The organism is Dellaglioa sp. CoH-56-MRSF-10 (assembly GCF_056782175.1).
In genome coordinates this window covers 159772-179016 of the sequence record NZ_JBXAYF010000003.1, presented here as the reverse complement: position 1 = coordinate 179016, position 19245 = coordinate 159772, and the positions used below count along the sequence as shown (strand labels likewise).

At 31.0% G+C, this 19245-nt stretch carries 18 protein-coding genes; all 18 read left to right on the top strand.

Annotated elements, in window-relative coordinates:
* Positions 1–41 precede the first annotated feature (41 nt).
* On the top strand, positions 42–935 hold the full coding sequence (locus AC1RP4_RS04535; protein WP_481761547.1) for a YihY/virulence factor BrkB family protein: 894 nt from the start codon (positions 42–44) through the stop codon (positions 933–935).
* A gap of 32 nt (positions 936–967) precedes the next feature.
* Positions 968–2713, top strand: coding sequence for an MFS transporter (locus tag AC1RP4_RS04530; protein ID WP_481761546.1), 1746 nt, complete (start codon positions 968–970; stop codon positions 2711–2713).
* A 286-nt stretch (positions 2714–2999) separates the two neighbouring features.
* Positions 3000–3983, top strand: a complete 984-nt coding sequence (locus tag AC1RP4_RS04525; protein ID WP_481761545.1) for an LCP family glycopolymer transferase — start codon at positions 3000–3002, stop codon at positions 3981–3983.
* A gap of 13 nt (positions 3984–3996) precedes the next feature.
* Positions 3997–4740 (top strand): YveK family protein, encoded by a 744-nt coding sequence (locus AC1RP4_RS04520; RefSeq protein ID WP_481761544.1) that lies wholly within the window; start codon positions 3997–3999, stop codon positions 4738–4740.
* A gap of 23 nt (positions 4741–4763) precedes the next feature.
* Positions 4764–5489, top strand: coding sequence for a CpsD/CapB family tyrosine-protein kinase (locus AC1RP4_RS04515; RefSeq protein WP_481761629.1), 726 nt, complete (start codon positions 4764–4766; stop codon positions 5487–5489).
* 44 nt (positions 5490–5533) lie between these two features.
* Positions 5534–7363, top strand: coding sequence for a polysaccharide biosynthesis protein (locus tag AC1RP4_RS04510; RefSeq protein WP_481761543.1), 1830 nt, complete (start codon positions 5534–5536; stop codon positions 7361–7363).
* Positions 7363–7953, top strand: coding sequence for a sugar transferase (locus AC1RP4_RS04505; protein ID WP_481761542.1), 591 nt, complete (start codon positions 7363–7365; stop codon positions 7951–7953). The genes AC1RP4_RS04510 and AC1RP4_RS04505 overlap by 1 nt, the downstream gene beginning before the upstream one ends.
* Positions 7946–8830: an NAD-dependent epimerase/dehydratase family protein gene (locus AC1RP4_RS04500; protein WP_481761541.1), complete on the top strand. Its 885-nt coding sequence runs from the start codon at positions 7946–7948 to the stop codon at positions 8828–8830. Before AC1RP4_RS04505 ends, AC1RP4_RS04500 begins: the two co-directional genes overlap by 8 nt.
* Positions 8827–9975 (top strand): glycosyltransferase, encoded by a 1149-nt coding sequence (locus tag AC1RP4_RS04495; protein ID WP_481761540.1) that lies wholly within the window; start codon positions 8827–8829, stop codon positions 9973–9975. The genes AC1RP4_RS04500 and AC1RP4_RS04495 overlap by 4 nt, the downstream gene beginning before the upstream one ends.
* A gap of 37 nt (positions 9976–10012) precedes the next feature.
* Positions 10013–10984: a DUF6625 family protein gene (locus tag AC1RP4_RS04490; RefSeq protein ID WP_481761539.1), complete on the top strand. Its 972-nt coding sequence runs from the start codon at positions 10013–10015 to the stop codon at positions 10982–10984.
* Between the two features lie 76 nt (positions 10985–11060).
* Complete coding sequence (locus AC1RP4_RS04485; protein WP_481761538.1) at positions 11061–12035, top strand: Stealth CR1 domain-containing protein; 975 nt, start codon at positions 11061–11063, stop codon at positions 12033–12035.
* Between the two features lie 16 nt (positions 12036–12051).
* On the top strand, positions 12052–12999 hold the full coding sequence (locus AC1RP4_RS04480) for a glycosyltransferase (RefSeq protein WP_481761537.1): 948 nt from the start codon (positions 12052–12054) through the stop codon (positions 12997–12999).
* Positions 13000–13090: 91 nt separating this feature from the next.
* Positions 13091–14206, top strand: a complete 1116-nt coding sequence (locus AC1RP4_RS04475; RefSeq protein ID WP_481761536.1) for an EpsG family protein — start codon at positions 13091–13093, stop codon at positions 14204–14206.
* A gap of 38 nt (positions 14207–14244) precedes the next feature.
* Positions 14245–15174 (top strand): glycosyltransferase family 2 protein, encoded by a 930-nt coding sequence (locus AC1RP4_RS04470; RefSeq protein ID WP_481761535.1) that lies wholly within the window; start codon positions 14245–14247, stop codon positions 15172–15174.
* A gap of 86 nt (positions 15175–15260) precedes the next feature.
* Complete coding sequence (locus tag AC1RP4_RS04465) at positions 15261–16148, top strand: glycosyltransferase family 92 protein (RefSeq protein WP_481761534.1); 888 nt, start codon at positions 15261–15263, stop codon at positions 16146–16148.
* Positions 16149–16163: 15 nt separating this feature from the next.
* Positions 16164–17696 carry a lipopolysaccharide biosynthesis protein gene (locus AC1RP4_RS04460; protein WP_481761533.1) on the top strand — a complete coding sequence of 511 codons (1533 nt, stop codon included), beginning with the start codon at positions 16164–16166 and terminating at the stop codon, positions 17694–17696.
* An 87-nt stretch (positions 17697–17783) separates the two neighbouring features.
* Complete coding sequence (gene rfbA, locus AC1RP4_RS04455) at positions 17784–18662, top strand: glucose-1-phosphate thymidylyltransferase RfbA (RefSeq protein ID WP_481761532.1); 879 nt, start codon at positions 17784–17786, stop codon at positions 18660–18662.
* Positions 18662–19243 carry a dTDP-4-dehydrorhamnose 3,5-epimerase gene (gene rfbC, locus AC1RP4_RS04450; RefSeq protein ID WP_481761531.1) on the top strand — a complete coding sequence of 194 codons (582 nt, stop codon included), beginning with the start codon at positions 18662–18664 and terminating at the stop codon, positions 19241–19243. The genes rfbA and rfbC overlap by 1 nt, the downstream gene beginning before the upstream one ends.
* Positions 19244–19245: the final 2 nt, after the last annotated feature.

The following is a 19245-nucleotide window of genomic DNA, read 5'->3' as shown; positions in this document are numbered from 1 at the left end:
ACAATTTATTCTTATATAGATGTATTTCGCGGAGGAATCGTATGAAAAGTAAGTTCGTTCAGTTTATTAAAATATTTAAAACACAATTTATTAATGCCGATGTTAGTAATTCTTCGGTTATTATTGCGTACTATACGTTATTATCGATTTTTCCAGCAATTATTTTTATTGGTAATTTAATACCAATGCTTCATTTAAAGGTGTCCGTTATTTTAGAATATGTAAAAGTTGTGATGCCATCCGCGATATATAGCATTTTAGCACCGTTTATTGAATCGTTTCTGAAAAATGGAAATGGTGGATTATTGTCAATTGGTGCTGTCGTAACGTTATGGACGACAAGTAAGGGGATTAATGCATTGAAGAAAAGTTTCAACCATGCCTATAGTGTTGAAACGAAGCAAAATCCAATTGTTGGGCGAATTGTATCGTTTGTGTTAACGATTGGGTTAGTTATCTCCTTAGGTGCTATTATTTTGTTCTTTGGGTTCAGTCAAATAGTAGTTGAGGTGTTGACACCCATTTTACATTTGCCGGGAGAATTTTTAACTGTGATTACCACGGTTAAATGGCCTGTCGCCTTAATCGGTATTTTTATTATTATTTTATTACTTTATCGGATATTACCTAGTGCAAGACTTAGGTTCAGGGCAGTTTTACCAGGGGCAATTTTGACAACCATTGGGTGGATTTTATTGACCCAAGTATTTTCGATATACGTGCAGTATTTCGGTGGCGCTTTTAGTAGTTATGGTGCAATCGGAACAGTAATGATTATGTTATTCTGGCTGGATTTTGGGGCATGGATAATCATGCTAGGTGCTGTTCTTAATGCATCGATTGCTATTGTTCGACATGGTGAAGTTGAAGCACAATCTATTCAGCTAAATAGCTTATTTAAGCAATATAAAAGTCGATTTAGTAAGAAAAAATAAAATATTATAAATCGTTAGGGGAGGTAAGTTAATTGAAAAATAAGTCGATTAATTTAAAAAATCATGTCGGTGTATTTATTGTTATGTTTAGTGTGAGCTTGTTTTTAGTCTTACCTCAGATACTCGCACATAGTTTAGTTTTAGGTTCTGATTCTTTATTTCATTTTAATCGTATTTACGATATCTATATGCAATTTAAAACAGGCAATTTTAACTATTTCCAAACAAATTACGGGTTTCAACAAAGTGGTCGGATTATCAATGCTGTGTATGGGCCTGGATTTGCTTATCTGCTAGGTGGGTTGCTACTACTCGTACATAGTTGGTTTAATTTTCAGGTTATTTCTTCTTTTTTAATTTTCTTTATTAGTGGTTACTCAATGTATTTACTAGCTAAAGAAATAACTTCGACCAAAGATATCTCACTATTAATGGCTGTTCTTTTTATGGGTAGCTTGTGGATTGCGCGATGGTCAACTGAGCAAAATTTTATGGCTTGGGGTATCATGCTAGTGCCACTAGTTGTTTTAATGGGTGTTAAAATGATCAAAAATAACGCAGAAGGATTGCGAATTCTACCCTTAGCGTTAACCATGTCGGTAATGATACAGGTACATGTTTTAAGTGCCTTGATGTCGATTGGTGTCCTATTCGTTTTTTTTATAGTTGGTTTTATTCAAACGAATCAAAAATCGAAACTATTATTAACCTGTTTTTGGGCGGGGTTATTATCGTTAGTTCTGACATTTAATGTTTGGGGTGCCATGTTAGATGTTTTCGCAAACAATAAATTATACGCACCGCACGTTAATGTGATGATGTCCAATTCAACTATGAATTTATCGATGGGGGGGCCAACGCTTACTAAAATTGGTTTGGTTATGAGCTTCATATTTGTAGTACAAATTAGTTTATTGTTTATAAAACAAGCAAAATTTACGGTTACTAATAAAGTAGTAACTAGTTTAGGTTTAGTTTTCTTAGTCTTAACGTCAAAATTAGTTCCTTGGACGGATTTAGCCCAGGTTATCCCATCAATACAAAGTTTCTTGCAATACCCACGTCGCTTTGAAGGGTTCGCTGTAGTTTTATTATTAGCGGGTTTTAGTGCAACACTATCAAGTAGTTCATTTAAAAATTATCGGAAGTATATTGATCTATTCTTAATTGTTGGAGGTCTTGTTGTCGGAGTACAATCGTATTTAGAAATTCAAAAAAGTAATGAAGCATGGCATACTAATCAGTCGATAGTTTCTCCCAATAATGTTGATATCGCAGATAATACGAGTAACGAACAGATTACCAAAGCATTTATGAGTTCAAATCTAGATGATGGTTTAAAGTTGATTACCAAGGCATCGCCAGACTATTTACCTAATAATCGAGTATTAAGTGAACGTCCTTATCATGATTATCGATTAGACATGAAAAAAAATAAAGATGAAGTAAGTAAAACGATTAATAGTGAAGGAAAGTTAAGTCTGAGTTGGAACGCAACAAAAAAAGGAAATGAGATTTCTTTACCCGCGATAGTCTATAATAATTCAACTGTTCAATTAAATGGTAATAGCCTTGATCCTAAAAAAATGACCTTGTCAACTATGGGTAGTCCAACCGTTAAAGCAACTAAAATAGGTACAAATAGGTTAGTCATTGGTTATCATACGAAAATAATAACAAGAATTAGTTTAATCATCGTTCTAGCCACTTGGATAATTAGTTGCGTTAGTGCTGTTTTTATAAAAATCACTGATTATAAAAAAGAAATTAAGTTATGATATAGTTTTAACAAGTAATAGGGACTTCAAAAAGAGAACATAATTAATGATGTTCTTTTTCTGTATTAAAAATGAAATATAATACTTTTAAATATAACGTATAATTAAAAGTGTAGAGCACTACAACTTTGAAAGCGTGGTCAAAATGTTTAGAATATCATATCAGTTGACAATAAGATTAAACAATGATTAGACAAACGATTTTAAGTTTCATTTAAGTCTGGTAACATGTATAATAAATTATTGTGTCATTGTATACATCTAAAAAATTTAGGGGTAATTAATTATGAGTGAAGATAATATTAAACACCAAGGTAGCCACAAGAAGCATCATCATAAAAAGAAAAAAATGAGTACACTGAAAAAATGGGGGATTGGTGTCGGAATCGTCGTTGCCGCACTATTGGTTATTGGTGGTGTGTTGATGGCGAAGGTTTATCTAGATGCAAAAGACGTTGTAGATAATACATATCAAAAAGTAAATGTTAAAAGTAAACGAACAACCGGGAGTGTCTCTCTTGATAAAGAGGCGCCTTTCTCAGTTTTAATTTTGGGTGTTGATACGGGCGAAGATGGGAGAACAGATCAAGGTCGATCGGATACAATGATGGTTGCGACAATTAATCCTAAAACAAACTTGACGACATTAACGAGTTTACCTCGTGATACGAAGATTCCGATTACAGGTCACGGGACAGATAATAAATTAAATGCTGCATATGCTTATGGGGATGTTTCCTTAGCGATGGATACTATTCAAAACTATTTAAATATTCCAATTGATTACTATGTTCAGATGAATATGAAGGGCCTGGAAGAATTAACGGGTGCCGTTGGTCCAATTACGGTCAATAATCCATTTGCTTTTTCAGCGGGAAGGCATCAATACGTAAAAGGTGATATTGAGTTAACTGAAAGTAATGTTTTAGACTTTTCTAGAATGAGACATTCTGATCCTAATGGTGATTACGGGCGTCAAAAAAGACAACGCTCGGTTGTGACTGAATTAGGTAAAAAAATAGCTTCTATTGATGGTGTCACAAATTATCAAGCAATTTTGAGTGTACTTGAGAGCAATATGAAAACAAATTTGAAATTTTCTGATATGAAAAAAATAGTGACTCAGTATCGTAGTGCTATAGGCACAATTAAAGATGTTCAACTTCAAGGACAATCACAAATGATAAATGGTGTGTCGTATGAAGTTGTTCCATCAGCACAAGTAACGAAAGTATCCAACATGATCAGAAAACAATTAGACTTAGACTAGGAGAATTATATCAATGGAAGAGACAATCAATCTTGAACAAGTTTTTAGCATTTTAAAGAAACATCTTAAATTAATTATTGGGTTAATAATTGCGGGGGCACTATTAGCATTTTTTGTAACCATGTTCTTTATGACGCCAAAATATAACTCGACTGTTCAAATATTAGTTAATAGAACAGAAACTGCCAATAATGTAGGGGCTGCTTACAATACACAGCAAGCAGATGTCCAAATGATTAATACGTATAAAGACATTATTCAAAATAAAATTGTACTAGATCCTGTGAGAAAAGAAATTGCTAAAAAAGATAATTTCGTTGGTACGAGTGATGATTTAAAAAATCAGATAAGTATATCAAATCAAGAAAATTCACAGGTTTTTAGTGTAACTGTTAAAGATACTAATGCATATCGCGCGGCTGATATTGCAAACTCTGTTGCTGATACGTTTAAAAATAAAATAAAAAAAGTGATGAAAGTTAATAATGTAACAATTGTTGCTGATGCAGTTGCAAAACCTAATGCAGTATCACCTAATAAAAAGATGAATGTATTAATAGGTCTGTTACTAGGGGGGCTTATCGGAATTGGGATTGCATTCGCAATAGAACTTTTTGATAAAACAGTTAAAAACGCTGATTTTTTGACAGATCTTGGTCTTTCAAACTTAGGTATGATTAACCATATTGACGAAACTAATAAGAGTCAAGGACTTTTTGGACAATCAACACCAAGAAAAAGAAAGCATACTAATTAAAATAGATAAGGGGTTATTGAATGATGAGTTTATTAAAAAAAGATAAAAAGTTATCAACTGATAGTATTGATAACGGTGTTGGATTAATTACTGTTACTCAACCAACATCAACGATTGCAGAACAATTTAGGACTGTACGTACGAATATCCAATTTTCAAGTGTTGATAAAGAAATGAAAGTTATTATGGCGACATCATCAGGTCCATCAGAAGGCAAGTCAACAGTTATAACTAATCTTGCTGTAACATATGCTAATCAAGGACTGAAAGTATTGTTAATTGATGCCGATATGCGTAGACCAACTGCGCATCAAACTTTTGGTTTGAGTAATGAAACCGGGCTTACAAATTGTTTGACTGAAAAAAGTATTGATGTTGCAAAAGCAGTTGAAGAAACACCAATTGAAAATTTATATGTTATGCCTGCAGGTCCTACTCCACCGAACCCTTCAGAATTATTGAATACAAAACGGATGGATTCTTTAATTACAGCTGTCGCTGAACAAATGGATATGGTTATCATCGATACACCACCATTAATTTCTGTAACAGATGCACAAATTGTTGCAACAAAAGTTGATGGTACAATTTTAGTTGTGAGACAAGGTGTGGCAAATAAAGGTGCCGTTTTGAAAGCAAAAGAATTATTAGATACCGTTCATGCAAGAATCATTGGGACGATTTTGAATGATGTTTCAGGTAGTGATGAGTCAGGTTATTATGGTGGGTATTATGGCTATTATAAATAATAATTAAGTAGACGTAGGATAATTTAAGGAAGCAGGGATTATAGGTGACTAGGAAAAGTAAACAGGTTGTTTTAACTGGATTGGATAGTTTGATTTGGGTAGTTTCAATTTCATTATCGAGGTTATTTTTAGGGCCGTATATTAGTTTTAGTAACTCTGATTTATTGGAATTTGGGTGTATATGTTTGATTTTATACCTAATAATTGGATACTCATTAAACCTCTTTTCTAAAATTAATAGGTATGCTAGCTTTAAAGAAATAATTGCAATTTTTATTGCAATAACAATTACAGCAGTTATTAGTAATATTAGTTATTTTTTCATAAGTTCAAATTATAGTATTCGTTTTGGAATATTAACTTATTTACTGGCCCTCCTTTTTATTGGTGGCAGCCGATTTGCATGGCGCTATCTTGTTGAAAATATCTTTAATAATGAAGAATCAGAAACATTAATTACAACATTAATAGTCGGTGCAGGGGATGGCGCAGAAGCTTTAATGGAAAGAATACAAAGAGATAATGCCGACTTGAATGTTATTGGATACGTCGATAATGATATTCAAAAACAAAAAATGTGGATGATGGGTAAGAAAGTTTTGGGAACTTTCCAAGAAATTCCAATGATTGTCGAAGAATACGATGTTGAACAGGTCTCAATTGCTATTCCTTCATTAAGTCCCCATAATTACGAGGACTTGTTAGATATTTTAAATCCTCTAAAAGTTAAAATTAATCGCATGTCAAGTTTTGAAGATATGTTAGAAGACAATAGTGATTCTAGAAAAATGCATGAGATTGACGTTGTTGATTTACTGGGTCGACAAGAGATTAAACTTGATATGGCTAAGATTGAAAGCAAAATATATGGTAAAACAATTTTAGTTACAGGAGCGGGTGGCTCTATTGGTTCAGAAATTTGTCGACAGGTTAGCAAATTTGGTCCTAAACGACTAATTTTACTAGGACATGGAGAAAATTCAATTTATTTGATTCATCAAGAATTAAAAAATCTTTATGCTGGGAAAATTGAAATTGTGCCGATTATTGCGGATGTTCAAGACCGGGCACATATTTTTGACTTAATGGCACAATATAAACCAGAAATAGTCTATCATGCTGCAGCACACAAACATGTACCATTAATGGAAGCTAACCCAACTGAAGCCATTAAAAATAATGTTTATGGTACGAAAAATGTTGCTGAAGCTGCTAAGTCTGCAAATGTGAAATCATTTGTAATGATTTCAACTGATAAAGCAGTAAATCCGCCTAATATTATGGGGGCAACGAAACGTCTCGCTGAAATGATTGTAACTAGTTTGAATGAACCAGGTCATACAAAATTCGCCGTTGTTCGTTTTGGTAATGTTCTTGGTAGCCGTGGTAGTGTTGTACCACTGTTTAAGAAACAGATAGCTAAAGGTGGACCAGTTACTGTTACTGATCTTAGAATGACAAGATTCTTTATGACAATTCCTGAAGCTAGCCGTTTAGTGATTCAAGCGGGGACGCTATCTAAAGGTGGAGAACTATTTATCTTAGATATGGGTAAACCGGTTAAAATTGTTGATTTAGCACGAAAAATGATTAAATTAAGTGGATATACTGAAAACGATATTGATATTGTTGAGTCAGGTATGAGACCTGGAGAGAAACTGTATGAAGAATTATTAGTAAGTAGTGAAAAACAGCAAGAGCAAGTATTTGAAAAAATTTTCTTGGGTAAAGTAACACCATACAAGATTGATGAAATTATGAGTTTTGTTAAGAGTGTAGAGCCGTTAACTGGTACTGCTTTGAAAAAAGAAGTTATTAGATATGCACATACTCATAATGGTGAACCCTCAATTGATTCGGAAGGTATGCGTTAATGTATAAAAAATATTTTAAAAGAACAATTGATTTTGTTATTTCTTTAGTAGGCCTTGTACTTTTATCGCCTATTTTTTTAATTATCGCAATTATTGTTAAAGTCGATTCGAAAGGCCCTATTTTCTTTGTACAAAAGCGGGTAAGTATTAATAAAACCTACTTTGGTATTTTAAAATTTAGGACGATGAGAACTGATACACCTGATGTACCTACTCACTTATTGAAAGATCCGGATGCTTTCATTACTCGCTCGGGTAAAATTTTACGAAAAACGAGTCTTGACGAATTACCACAAATTATTAATATTTTAACAGGTAAGATGAGTATCGTTGGTCCTCGACCAGCACTTTGGAGTCAAGAAGATTTAATTAACGAACGTGAAAAGTACGGCGCTAATAACGTTTACCCAGGGTTAACTGGATTAGCACAAATTAGTGGGAGAGATGAATTATCTATTGCTGAGAAATCAAAAATTGATGGTGATTACGTGCAACTTTTATCTTTTTCAGAAGATTTAAAAATTTTTTTTGGAACAATTACATCAGTTTTAAAGAGTGATGGTGTAAAGGAAGGTAAGAGTGATGACTAAACGAGTTTTGATAACCGGTGCACATAGTTATATTGGAGGGGCATTTAAAAGCTGGATTAATAAATCAGAATCGGAAGATATATCAGTTGATATGATGAGCGTTCGAGATGATAAATGGAGAGGAAAAAATTTTGGTCTATATGATGTAGTACTTAATGTTGCGGGTATTGCACATGTATCTTCGGATCCGAGTATGGAGGATCAATATTATAAAGTAAATAGAGATCTCGCAATTAATTTGGCTAAAAAAGCTAAATCTGAGGGAGTGAAACAATTTATTTTTTTATCAAGTATGATAGTATATGGTGAAAAAAATGGACTACAAAATACTAATATAATTACTCGAGAGACAATAATGAACCCAATTGATTTTTATGGTGATAGTAAGCTACAGGCAGATGTAGAAATTCAAAAATTAGCAGACGATAACTTTAAAACGGTTGTTATCAGAACTCCGATGGTTTACGGACCGAATAGTAAGGGTAATTTTCCAAGGCTACTGAAGTTAGCTGAGAAATCCCTGATTTTCCCAAGTATTAACAATGAACGAAGTATGATTTATGTAGATGTATTAACAGAATTTATCAAACAGATAATTATTAATGATGCATCAGGCCTTTATTTCCCTCAAAATAAAGAATATGTTTCTACAAGCGATGTAATCAAAGTAACAAGGAAATTATTAAGAAAGAAAGTATACTTTATCTCTATTTTTAATCCGCTTATTTCTCTATTATCAAGGAAGTTTCGTGTTTTTAATAAAATATATGGTAGTAAAGTTTATGATAAAAAAATTAGCGAGTGCTCTTTCGAATATACATTAGGACTTACATTAGAAAATACGATAACGAAAATTTTAATGGAGGATAAGAAATGAAAAAAGTTTTAATCGTTGCGTCGGTTGCTTCAATGATTGAACAATTTAATATGGATAATATCAGAATATTACAAGAATTAGGATATAATGTGGAAGTTGCAACTAACTTTTATTCCGCTGGAACTATACCAGATGATATGGCTAATTCCTTAAAAAAGAAGCTTGAAGGAAAAAATATAATTTGTCATCAAATTGACTTTTTAAGAGGAATTGGTTCAATAAAAGCAAATAAAAAAGCATATAATCAGCTTGAAAAATTAGCAAGTACAACTACCTATAATTTTGTGCATTGCCATTCACCGATGGGAAGTGTATTAACTAGATTAGTTTTTAAAAATAATAAAGAAACTAAAATTGTTTATACGGCACATGGCTTTCAGTTCTTTAAGGGCGGGCCGAAAAAAGATTGGATATTATTTTATCCTATAGAACGTTACTTATCTAAATATACGGATATTTTAATAACAATCAACAATGAAGATTACTCAATTGGAAAATCTTTTGGTATAAAAGAAGTTTTACATGTGCCTGGCGTTGGAATAAAATGGGAACAATTACGAGAACAATCAACTAATATCGATGAATTGAAAACTGATTTAAAGATAAGTAAGAATAGTAAAGTGATGATTTCTGTAGGTGAATTATCTAAGCGGAAAAATCATATTGTGGGAATAGAAGCAGTAAATAAATTGAAAGATAAAATTGATATTACATATATTATATGCGGTGTTGGAGATCAAAGAGATTTATTAGAAAAAAAAGTGAAAGAGTATGGATTAGAAGAAAAGATTATTTTTACAGGTTATTCTGAAAATATTAAACAATATTTAGATATAGCAGATTTTTCTCTTTTTCCATCTAAACGAGAAGGATTAGGACTAGCGGGATTAGAAGCTATGGCTACTGGTCTTCCATTAGTAAGTACTTACTTAGGGGGGATCAAAGATTACACAGAAAATGGTATCAGCGGGTGTGTAGTGGATGATCCTACTGATATTTCCCAGTTTGTGAAAGCTATAGAAAATTTACTAGGCATCAATGATAAAGAATACGAAAAAATTGTTAAAAACAATATTGAAGTATCAAAAAAATATAGTATTAAGAATGTAAATGAAATTATGTATAGTTTATATTCTAAAATTTAAATTATGCGATGTTGTCTATAAATTGAAAGGATTCGCAATGATTAAAAACACAAAAATAGTATTGATAGCTATATATTTTGGAGAATTACCAAATTATTTTGATTTATGGTTAAAATCAGCGGAATATAATAATGAGATAGATTTTCTAATATATACTGATCAAAATATATCTACAACCATACCGAATGTTAAAATAAAAATAGTCAACTTTAAAGATATTCAAGCGAAAATAAGATCACATTATACATTTCCTATAAAAATTAATAATCCGTATAAGTTGAATGACTACAAACCGGCTTACGGTGAAATATTTGAGGAAGACATCTCGGGATATGATTGGTGGGGATTTGTGGATATTGATACTATATTTGGAGATTTAAAAAAATTTTTATCTGAGGATATACTAAAAAAATATGACAAAATAAATACTCGTGGACATTTTCAAATGTATAGAAATAATAATCAAATTAATAATGCATATAAAATTGATCATCATAAAAAAGGGACGTACAATTATAAGCAGGCATTTACAACTGATGACGCAACTCACTTTGATGAAATTTGGGGAACTGCAAAATTTATGCCCGACACAGATATGAGAATATATGATCCATATAAAGAAAAGGTCTATTATGCTGATATTTGGGTAAAAGCATTTCGATTTATAACACTTGATATTTCTGAGGGAAAACAATATCAAGTGTTTAGATGGCATGATGGGGAACTAGTAATGAATTATATTGATAACGGAAAAATTAAAACTAAAAAGATAGAATATATTCATTTACAAAAAAGAAAAATGCAAGTTGATGTTGAAATATCAAATGATGACCATAGCTTTTTAATTGTACCTAATAAGTTTATAACAGATGAAAAGTTGTCTATTGAAAATATAAAGAAATATAATGAAGGAAAATGGCCTAATGGTATCCGCAGATATTTCCAATATTATATTAAGCAATTATTTAATGGGGAGCTTAAGGCTAGAATACGAAGAATTTGGCTCTAAATATAAGATTGAAAATAGATTAACACTTTTTATCTGAATATTAAAATCACTAATAAATATTAAGGAGAACTTAGTCATGAGTGATAATTTTAAAATTGATTTTGTAGTGACATGGGTTGATGGAAATGATGATATCTGGCGGAATAAAAAAAATAAGTACGCGGGAAACAAAAATTTAAATGCGGATGAACGTTTCAGAGATTATGATATTTTTAAATGGTGGTTTGAAGGTGTAAAAAAATTTGCACCATGGGTAAACCATATTTTTTTAATTACCGACAAACAAGTTCCGAAGTTTCCATTGGACATGAAAAATCTAACAATTGTTGATCATTCTGATTTTATTCCTGAAGAATATTTACCTACTTTTAATTCGAATGTCATTGAAATGAATATTCCAAGAATTAAAAATTTATCGGAACATTTTATCGTATTTAATGACGATACGTTTATAACTAACAAGGTAGATCCAACAGATTTCTTTTCTCAAGATGGGACTCCTAAGGATGTAGGATTAATGGGACTTATTCAACCGTCGGAAGAATTTTCGTTAATACCTTTTAATAATATACTTATTATTAATAAGTGGTTCTCAAAAAATAATATTTTGAAGAAGAATTTCTTTAAAATATTTAATTGGCAATACGGGTTTCAAAATGTAAGAAATTTCTTAGTTTTACCATATAGGTCTGTTCTGGGATGGTATGAACCGCATTTGCCTAGTAGTTTATTGAAAAGTACATTTAAAGAAATATATCAAAAAGAACCAGCTTTGTTAGCCGAACTTAGTAAAAATCGTTTTCGTACTAGAAATGATGTAAATATTTGGTTGGCACGCGATTGGCAACTTTCAAAAGGGAATTTTGAACCACGTAGATTTTCGTTTGGAAAGTTTGAGAAGTTGCCAGAAGATGGAGATTTTTCAAAAATAAAGCGCGCCTTAAAATCCAAGGCAAAAATAGTTGTTATAAACGACATATCGTTACCATTGGAGAGCCTTTCAGAAACGAAAGAACAATTAAGAAAAATATTCGCTGAACACTTTAGCTAATTAGGAGGATCTAATTATGAGTGACGTTGCAATTTTAATGGCTACCTACAATGGTGAAAAATTTTTAATGGAGCAAATTGAAAGTATTAAGAATCAATCATATGGGAATTGGCACCTATTTATTAGAGATGATTTTTCGAAAGATAATACCAGTAAAATTTTAGATAATTTTAAAAGAGATCCTAAAATAACGATACTAGATAGCTCGCTAAATATTAATGAAAAGGGCCAATTAGGAAATTTTGAAATTTTAATGAATAACGTTCCAGACCAGTATGAATATGTTATGTTCTCAGATCAGGATGATGTATGGTATACAAATAAAATTGAGATATCATTAAATGAAATTAGACACCTGCCTAACGAAAAAGTACTGCCTAAGCTTGTATATACGAATTATGACGAGTTTTTTGAAGTAGTGGGGGACGGAAGTGTGAACTACAGTGGTGTAGAAAAGAAAAATAAACCAACATATCAACGTATTTTTCTACATAACTGGTTAATGGGTAATACGATGATTATTAATCGTAACTTATTAGAAATTTCAAAAAACATCCCGATAGAAGCAGTTAATCATGATGCATGGCTTGCATTAGTTGCTGGATTATATGATGGGATTGGATATATAGATAGTGCGACTGATGGTCATAGAATGCATTCATTTAATATTACAAGAGGTGCCGATGCACATAAAAAAAGTACAATTATAAAAAGTAAGTTAATTGATTTAAAAAAATATAAAGTTAAATTTGATCGATTTTCCAAATTGGTTAATGAATTAGAACTACAATTTTCAAATTCGCCTATTAAAATAAAAAAAAGAATTACTATGTTGAAATATTTTGTAGAAAAGAAGGGTATCGAAGCCATAATATTTGGCAAAAAGAATGGTTTTTTTACCAATATTCACGGTCACAATACCTTACTCTATTTGGAGGAAATATTAAGGTTATTCAAAAAATAATGTTAGTATTTACATAAAATTTAATTAAAAATGGAATACAGCATAAGCAAATTTCATTAATTGTTTAAGAAATGACTATCTAGGAGTTTATATGACATATTTATTTGCAATAGTAACCAATTTCTTTTTGGATCATGTTCATGGTAAAAAAAATAATATCATTCCGTTCATTGGAATCGGAATATTAGCATGGCTAGCGGGTGCTGCTAGTAAGATGACGACGACCGATTATCCTAGTTATCTTATTAATTATGATAATAGTTCTTTAGCACCATATAATCACCAATTTGAGTGGGGCTATATGTGGCTTTCTCGAATTTTTGCGGCAAACGGAGTGACATATGCTGATTTTAGATTAATATTATTTATTGTTAGTTTTATTATTTTGACAGTTGCAATATTAAGATTTACAAAGAATTTAGGATCTTTTGTTTGGGTTTTTGCAATTTTTCCTTTTTTTAATGAGGCAACACAGGCACGTAATTTTTTTATGATTTCTATTGCTCTATTAGGGCTAAGTTTTTTACAGAAAAAAAATGTAAAAAATATTATTATTGCCATCGGATTAATCTTATTGAGCGCATCAATGCATTCATCTGGATATATATTTTTAATAATAATTCCCTTAAGCTTTTTGAGCGAAAAATATGTGAAAATTTTTGTACAATTAATTATTGGTTTTTTTGTAATTTTAACAATTGTACAATTTATTCCAGGTTTAAGTGGTTTATTGAAAAATATAATAACGAAAGTTTCATTGCATTCATCTAGGACACAATTGTTTGATAAACTGAACACAAGTTATGCTGCTGGTTCATCAAAAATAATGCTTATAGAAATAGCTTTATCATATTTTTCAATGTTAGGACTTGGATATTATTTTTTGAAAATTAATAGCCTATCAACTGAGATTAAAAATAAATTGAAATTGTTATTCTTAATTTCGTTAACTGGTCTTGTAGCACTCCCATTTTTAGTTATGTCGATACAATATCAACGGTTCCAACGTAACTCTTTCGCACCAATTATAATTGCATACGCGCTAATTAGGGAGCATAAAGATGAGATTGATAGTAGAATATTATTAAAGATTGATTTAATGATGGTGGGGATACTCTTATTAGCTGTTATAGCGTTTTATGGAGTGTTAGTACCACAAGAATTTGTTGACAGTATTCCATATTTAGTACATTGGAAATCGCTTTAGCATTGTCGTTTAAAGAAAAGTAATTAAGGAGTAAATTTTTGAAAAATATAGCTGTGATTATGTCAACGTATAATGGCGAAAAGTACGTCGAGGAACAATTAAATAGTATTATTGAGCAAAAATATAAAAATGAAGATAACATACAGATTTATGTTAGAGATGATGGTTCAACAGATAATACAATAGATATTTTAAAAAGATACGAAAATAAAAATTTGTTAAAAATAATTTATTCAAGCGGAAATATGGGTGTTAAACGTTCCTTTTTTGAATTACTTAGGGTTGTCGATGCTGATTACTATTTTTTTTCTGATCAAGATGATGTTTGGGTTTCAGATAAAATAATGCAATTTATGGATAAATTTGATTTGTTAGACAATAAAATAACACAAGCTATATTTTCAGATCTTATGATTGCTGATAAAAAGGCTGTTTCAACAAATATTAAAATGTCTAAAATGTTAGTAGGCGAAAATTATAATCATTCATTGAATGATTTATTATTCAATTTTAAAGTAACCGGAGCGGCATTAGCAATTAATAAGAAACTAAGAGATGAAGTACTTATGTTAACAGATGAAGATATTGAAAATGTAACAATGCATGATTCAATTATTGCTAAAATCAGCTCAGCAAGTGGGAATTTAACGTACATTGATAAAGTAACGGTTTACTATAGACAACATGAAAATAACGTCATCGGAATTGGTAAGAGTAATGTACACTTGTATGAAGTTTTTCGTAGATTAAAAATAAGATATAAACAATTAGGTCGGATTAAAAAGGAAAATATTGTTCTGTATGAAAGATTTTCTAATATCATTAAAAATGATACTGAAAAAAAAATGCTAGAAGATACATATAAGTTTTATGATACAAAGAATATCTTTAAAAGATATTCTTTGTATCATAAATTTCATAGTTTAATTAATACAACAGCACAAAGAATAATTATATGGTTTGTTTAATAGAGAGTGATTAGGTGGTTACTATCAATTTAATAAAAAAAAGTTTTAGGCGTAATTTTATTACGGCATATAATATGATAAAGTATATGAAAAATAAGATGAACTACGGAAATAAAAGGTATAAACAAGTAAAAATAATTGAAGAAAAAACTGATTTTATTAATAGCGTGTCATTAGTGGCAATTATTAAAAATGAAGCACTATACGTTCAAGAATGGATTGAATATCATAAAATTATTGGTATATCAAAATTTTATATTTATGATAACGAATCTACTGATAATTTAAAAGAAATTTTAGAACCGTATATTAAAAGTAAAGTGGTTGAATATATCTATTTTCCGGGTGATAAGCAACAAATACCAGCATATCTGGATGCTGTCGAGCGCTGTAAGACAGAAACAAAATGGCTATTAACACTAGATTTAGATGAATATTTAGTATTAATTGATGAAAAAAATATTGATTCTTTTTTAAATGAATTTAGTGAAAACGTTGCTCAAATTGAAATTGGTTGGGTGATGTTCGGCTCATCTAATTTGATTAAAAAATCAAATGGATTAGTTACTGAGACATTTTTAAATAGATCAAAAAATGATATTATTTTAGATTCAAAACCTATCGTAAATCCTAGATTAGTAATTGATATGAGAATACCACATTGGTATGATGTGGCCGGTAAAACGACTGATGAAAACGGAAATAGGTTATGGGGATATCCATGGACAAATGAAAAAAGACCTAAAATTGTATCAAGGGAACACGTGAGGGTTAATCATTACTATGCAAAATCACTTGAAGAATTCGAGAATAAAGTAAAAAGAGGATATGCTGATCAAAGTAATGATATAAAAGAACGTAGTTATCTTGATTTTAAGAAGCACGATATTAATGATGTCTATGATAACGGCATGTTAAAGTACACGGATAAAATTAAAACAGAAATTAAACGTGTACAAGAACTTAACAGATGAGGGTAAGTGTGATGTATGAATAATAATTCTCGAACTGGTATAGCAGCTAAAAATACATCAATCGCTGCACTATCGCAAGTAATAATGTTAGTTTTGAAGTTTGCATTGCAGACAGTATTTATTAAAACTCTTGGTGCCGATTACATGGGAATCAATGGGCTATATGCTAATGTGTTGAGTTTTCTATCCTTTGCTGAATTAGGGATTGGTGGGGCGATAACGTACTCACTGTACGATCCTCTTGCTACTAGTAATCATGGTGAAATTGCTGGTGTCATGAATTTATTTAGAAAAGTGTATAATGTGATTGGTATCGTAATTTTGATTATGGGTTTAGCATTTACTCCATTTATAACTATTTTAATGAAGGGCGGTAGTCCTGTACCATTTCCGCGAGTTATGTTTGTACTATTTTTATTAAATACGGTTGTTAGTTACTTTTTTACGTATAAACGTTCCTTATTAATTGCAAATCAAGAAGGATATAAGGATAGTTTAAATAGATTAATTTTTACGATAATGCAGACAGTATTACAAATTATCTTTTTACTTTTATTTAGACAATATGTTTGGTACTTAGTAATCCAAATAATTATAACATTGTTATCTAACTTGAGAATTTCAAAACTTGTTGATAGGGAATTTGAATTTCTTTCCGAAATGAAAACTGTTAAAGTAAATCCTAAAGTCATCAACTATATGAAGAAAAATATATTTGGGACTGTTTCTTCAAAAATTGGTACTATATTAGTTTTTGGAACGGATAATATATTAATATCGGCATTTTTAGGCGTTAGATTAGTAGGAATATATTCTAATTATATGCTGATTGTAAATAGTATTTCCAGTGTGTTGACACAAAGTATCTCTGCTGTCACAGCTGGATTAGGTAATCTAGGAGTAACGGAGGATGAAGATTATCAAGAAGTTGTGTTTTATCGTTATATGTATATAAATGCCGGTATTACATCAGTTATTGCTATAACGTTATACGCAGTTATTGAATCTTTTATTAAATTTTGGATAGGATCAAATTACGTCTTATCGAACTTTACCGTGTTACTTATTGTTATAAATTTTGTACTTGTTCAATTTAGACAGACTGTATTAAATTTTATTGGTGCACGTGGATTATTTTGGCCAATGAGATATAAATCACTACTTGAAGCTGTAGTTAATATGATAGTTTCAATTCTTTTGTTAATGACAACAAATCTCGGCATTAATGGTATATTAATTGGTACAATAGTAAGTAATATTGGAATTAATTTATGGTGGGAACCACTTATCTTATTCAAATATGGATTCAAACGTAGTATGAAAAAATATTATCTTAAATATTTTGGTTATATGGGAATAATTGGAATAGAATTAGGAATAATTTCGTATTTACTAAAAATTATTGTAATTCAAGGGATTTTCAGTATTTTGATAGCATCTGCTGTTGTATTTATTCTAGCAAGTACATTATTCTATTTCTTATTTATTAGATATGACGAAACAAATTATGTTAAAAAATTGGTTTTAAGAAGGATATTAAATAAATAATGATTTTTATTTTTAAAAGCTGTGTTAAGTAGTTATTGTAGCTACCATTTACAAAAATTAATTAGAATATTTTAGGAGGAAAAGTGTATGAAGGGAATAGTTTTAGCCGGAGGTAGTGGGACTCGTTTATATCCATTGACACGTGCATCAAGTAAACAGCTGATGCCGATTTATGATAAACCAATGATCTATTATCCAATATCAACATTAATGTTGGCAGGTATCAAGGATATTCTAATTATTTCTACTCCTGAAGATACGCCACGTTTTCAAGAATTATTGGGCAACGGTTCTGAATTAGGCATTAATTTAGAGTATGCCGTTCAACCTACACCAGATGGATTAGCAGAAGCATTCATTATTGGTGCTGATTTCATTGGTAATGATAGCGTTGCGCTCATCTTAGGTGATAATATTTATTATGGTCCAGGTATGACTAAGATGCTTGAACGGGCTGCAAATCAAACTGAGGGGGCTACCGTATTTGGTTATCAAGTGCGTGATCCCGAGCGTTTTGGTGTTGTTGAATTTGATGAGAGCCATAAAGCAATTTCGATTGTTGAAAAACCGGATCACCCTAAAAGTAATTTTGCAGTAACAGGCTTATACTTTTATGATAATTCAGTTGTTGATATAGCAAAAAATATTAAGCCGTCACCACGTGGCGAACTTGAAATTACGGATGTTAACAAGGTCTATCTTGAAAAAGGAAGACTACATGTTGAAATTATGGGACGTGGATTTGCTTGGCTTGATACAGGGACACATGCAAGTTTACTTGAAGCAGGGCAGTTTATTGAAACTGTTCAAAGAATGCAAAATATGCAAGTAGCTAATTTAGAGGAAATCGCCTATCGAATGGGTTATATTTCACGCGAACAATTAATTGATCTAGCACAACCACTCAAAAAAAATGATTATGGACAGTACATGTTACGTATCGCAGAAGAAGAGGATAAAAAGTAATGGGTAAATTAAAAGTATCAACAACAAAGTTACAAGATGTTAAGATTATTGAACCAGCAGTATTTGGTGATAATCGCGGCTTTTTTACGGAGTCATATTCAGACAAAGATTTCAAAGAAGCTGGAATAGATATTGATTTTATCCAAGATAATCATTCATTATCAACACAAGCTGGCGTTTTAAGAGGACTTCATTTTCAACGTGGAGAAGCTGCACAAACTAAATTAATTCGGGTCGTGACAGGGGCAGTACTAGATGTTATTGTCGATGTTCGAAAAGGTTCACCTACTTATAAACAGTGGGAAGGATATATTCTTTCTGCAAGTAACCATCGCCAATTATTAGTTCCTAAAGGGTATGCCCATGGATTTGTAACATTAACAGATGATGTTAATTTCCTTTATAAATGTGATGGTTACTACAATGCAGCAGCAGATGGTGGGATTTCATTTAAAACTCCTGAACTAAATATTGATTGGCCTATTGATTTTGACCAAGCAATTACATCTGAAAAAGATGCTGCACAACCAACGTTTACAGAGTTTGAAAAAGACAATCCGTTTGTGTATGGAGAAATCTAAAT

What these genes read in the sequence shown, in the direction of transcription:
- AC1RP4_RS04495 (WP_481761540.1), top strand. Translation starts at nt 8,827, where the DNA reads ATGAAAAAAGTTTTAATCGTTGCGTCGGTTGCTTCAATGATTGAACAA.
- AC1RP4_RS04515 (WP_481761629.1), top strand. Translation starts at nt 4,764, where the DNA reads ATGAGTTTATTAAAAAAAGATAAAAAGTTATCAACTGATAGTATTGAT.
- AC1RP4_RS04520 (WP_481761544.1), top strand. Translation starts at nt 3,997, where the DNA reads ATGGAAGAGACAATCAATCTTGAACAAGTTTTTAGCATTTTAAAGAAA.
- AC1RP4_RS04500 (WP_481761541.1), top strand. Translation starts at nt 7,946, where the DNA reads ATGACTAAACGAGTTTTGATAACCGGTGCACATAGTTATATTGGAGGG.
- rfbA (WP_481761532.1), top strand. Translation starts at nt 17,784, where the DNA reads ATGAAGGGAATAGTTTTAGCCGGAGGTAGTGGGACTCGTTTATATCCA.
- AC1RP4_RS04475 (WP_481761536.1), top strand. Translation starts at nt 13,091, where the DNA reads ATGACATATTTATTTGCAATAGTAACCAATTTCTTTTTGGATCATGTT.
- AC1RP4_RS04490 (WP_481761539.1), top strand. Translation starts at nt 10,013, where the DNA reads ATGATTAAAAACACAAAAATAGTATTGATAGCTATATATTTTGGAGAA.
- AC1RP4_RS04535 (WP_481761547.1), top strand. Translation starts at nt 42, where the DNA reads ATGAAAAGTAAGTTCGTTCAGTTTATTAAAATATTTAAAACACAATTT.
- rfbC (WP_481761531.1), top strand. Translation starts at nt 18,662, where the DNA reads ATGGGTAAATTAAAAGTATCAACAACAAAGTTACAAGATGTTAAGATT.
- AC1RP4_RS04460 (WP_481761533.1), top strand. Translation starts at nt 16,164, where the DNA reads ATGAATAATAATTCTCGAACTGGTATAGCAGCTAAAAATACATCAATC.
- AC1RP4_RS04505 (WP_481761542.1), top strand. Translation starts at nt 7,363, where the DNA reads ATGTATAAAAAATATTTTAAAAGAACAATTGATTTTGTTATTTCTTTA.
- AC1RP4_RS04465 (WP_481761534.1), top strand. Translation starts at nt 15,261, where the DNA reads ATGAAAAATAAGATGAACTACGGAAATAAAAGGTATAAACAAGTAAAA.
- AC1RP4_RS04525 (WP_481761545.1), top strand. Translation starts at nt 3,000, where the DNA reads ATGAGTGAAGATAATATTAAACACCAAGGTAGCCACAAGAAGCATCAT.
- AC1RP4_RS04485 (WP_481761538.1), top strand. Translation starts at nt 11,061, where the DNA reads ATGAGTGATAATTTTAAAATTGATTTTGTAGTGACATGGGTTGATGGA.
- AC1RP4_RS04480 (WP_481761537.1), top strand. Translation starts at nt 12,052, where the DNA reads ATGAGTGACGTTGCAATTTTAATGGCTACCTACAATGGTGAAAAATTT.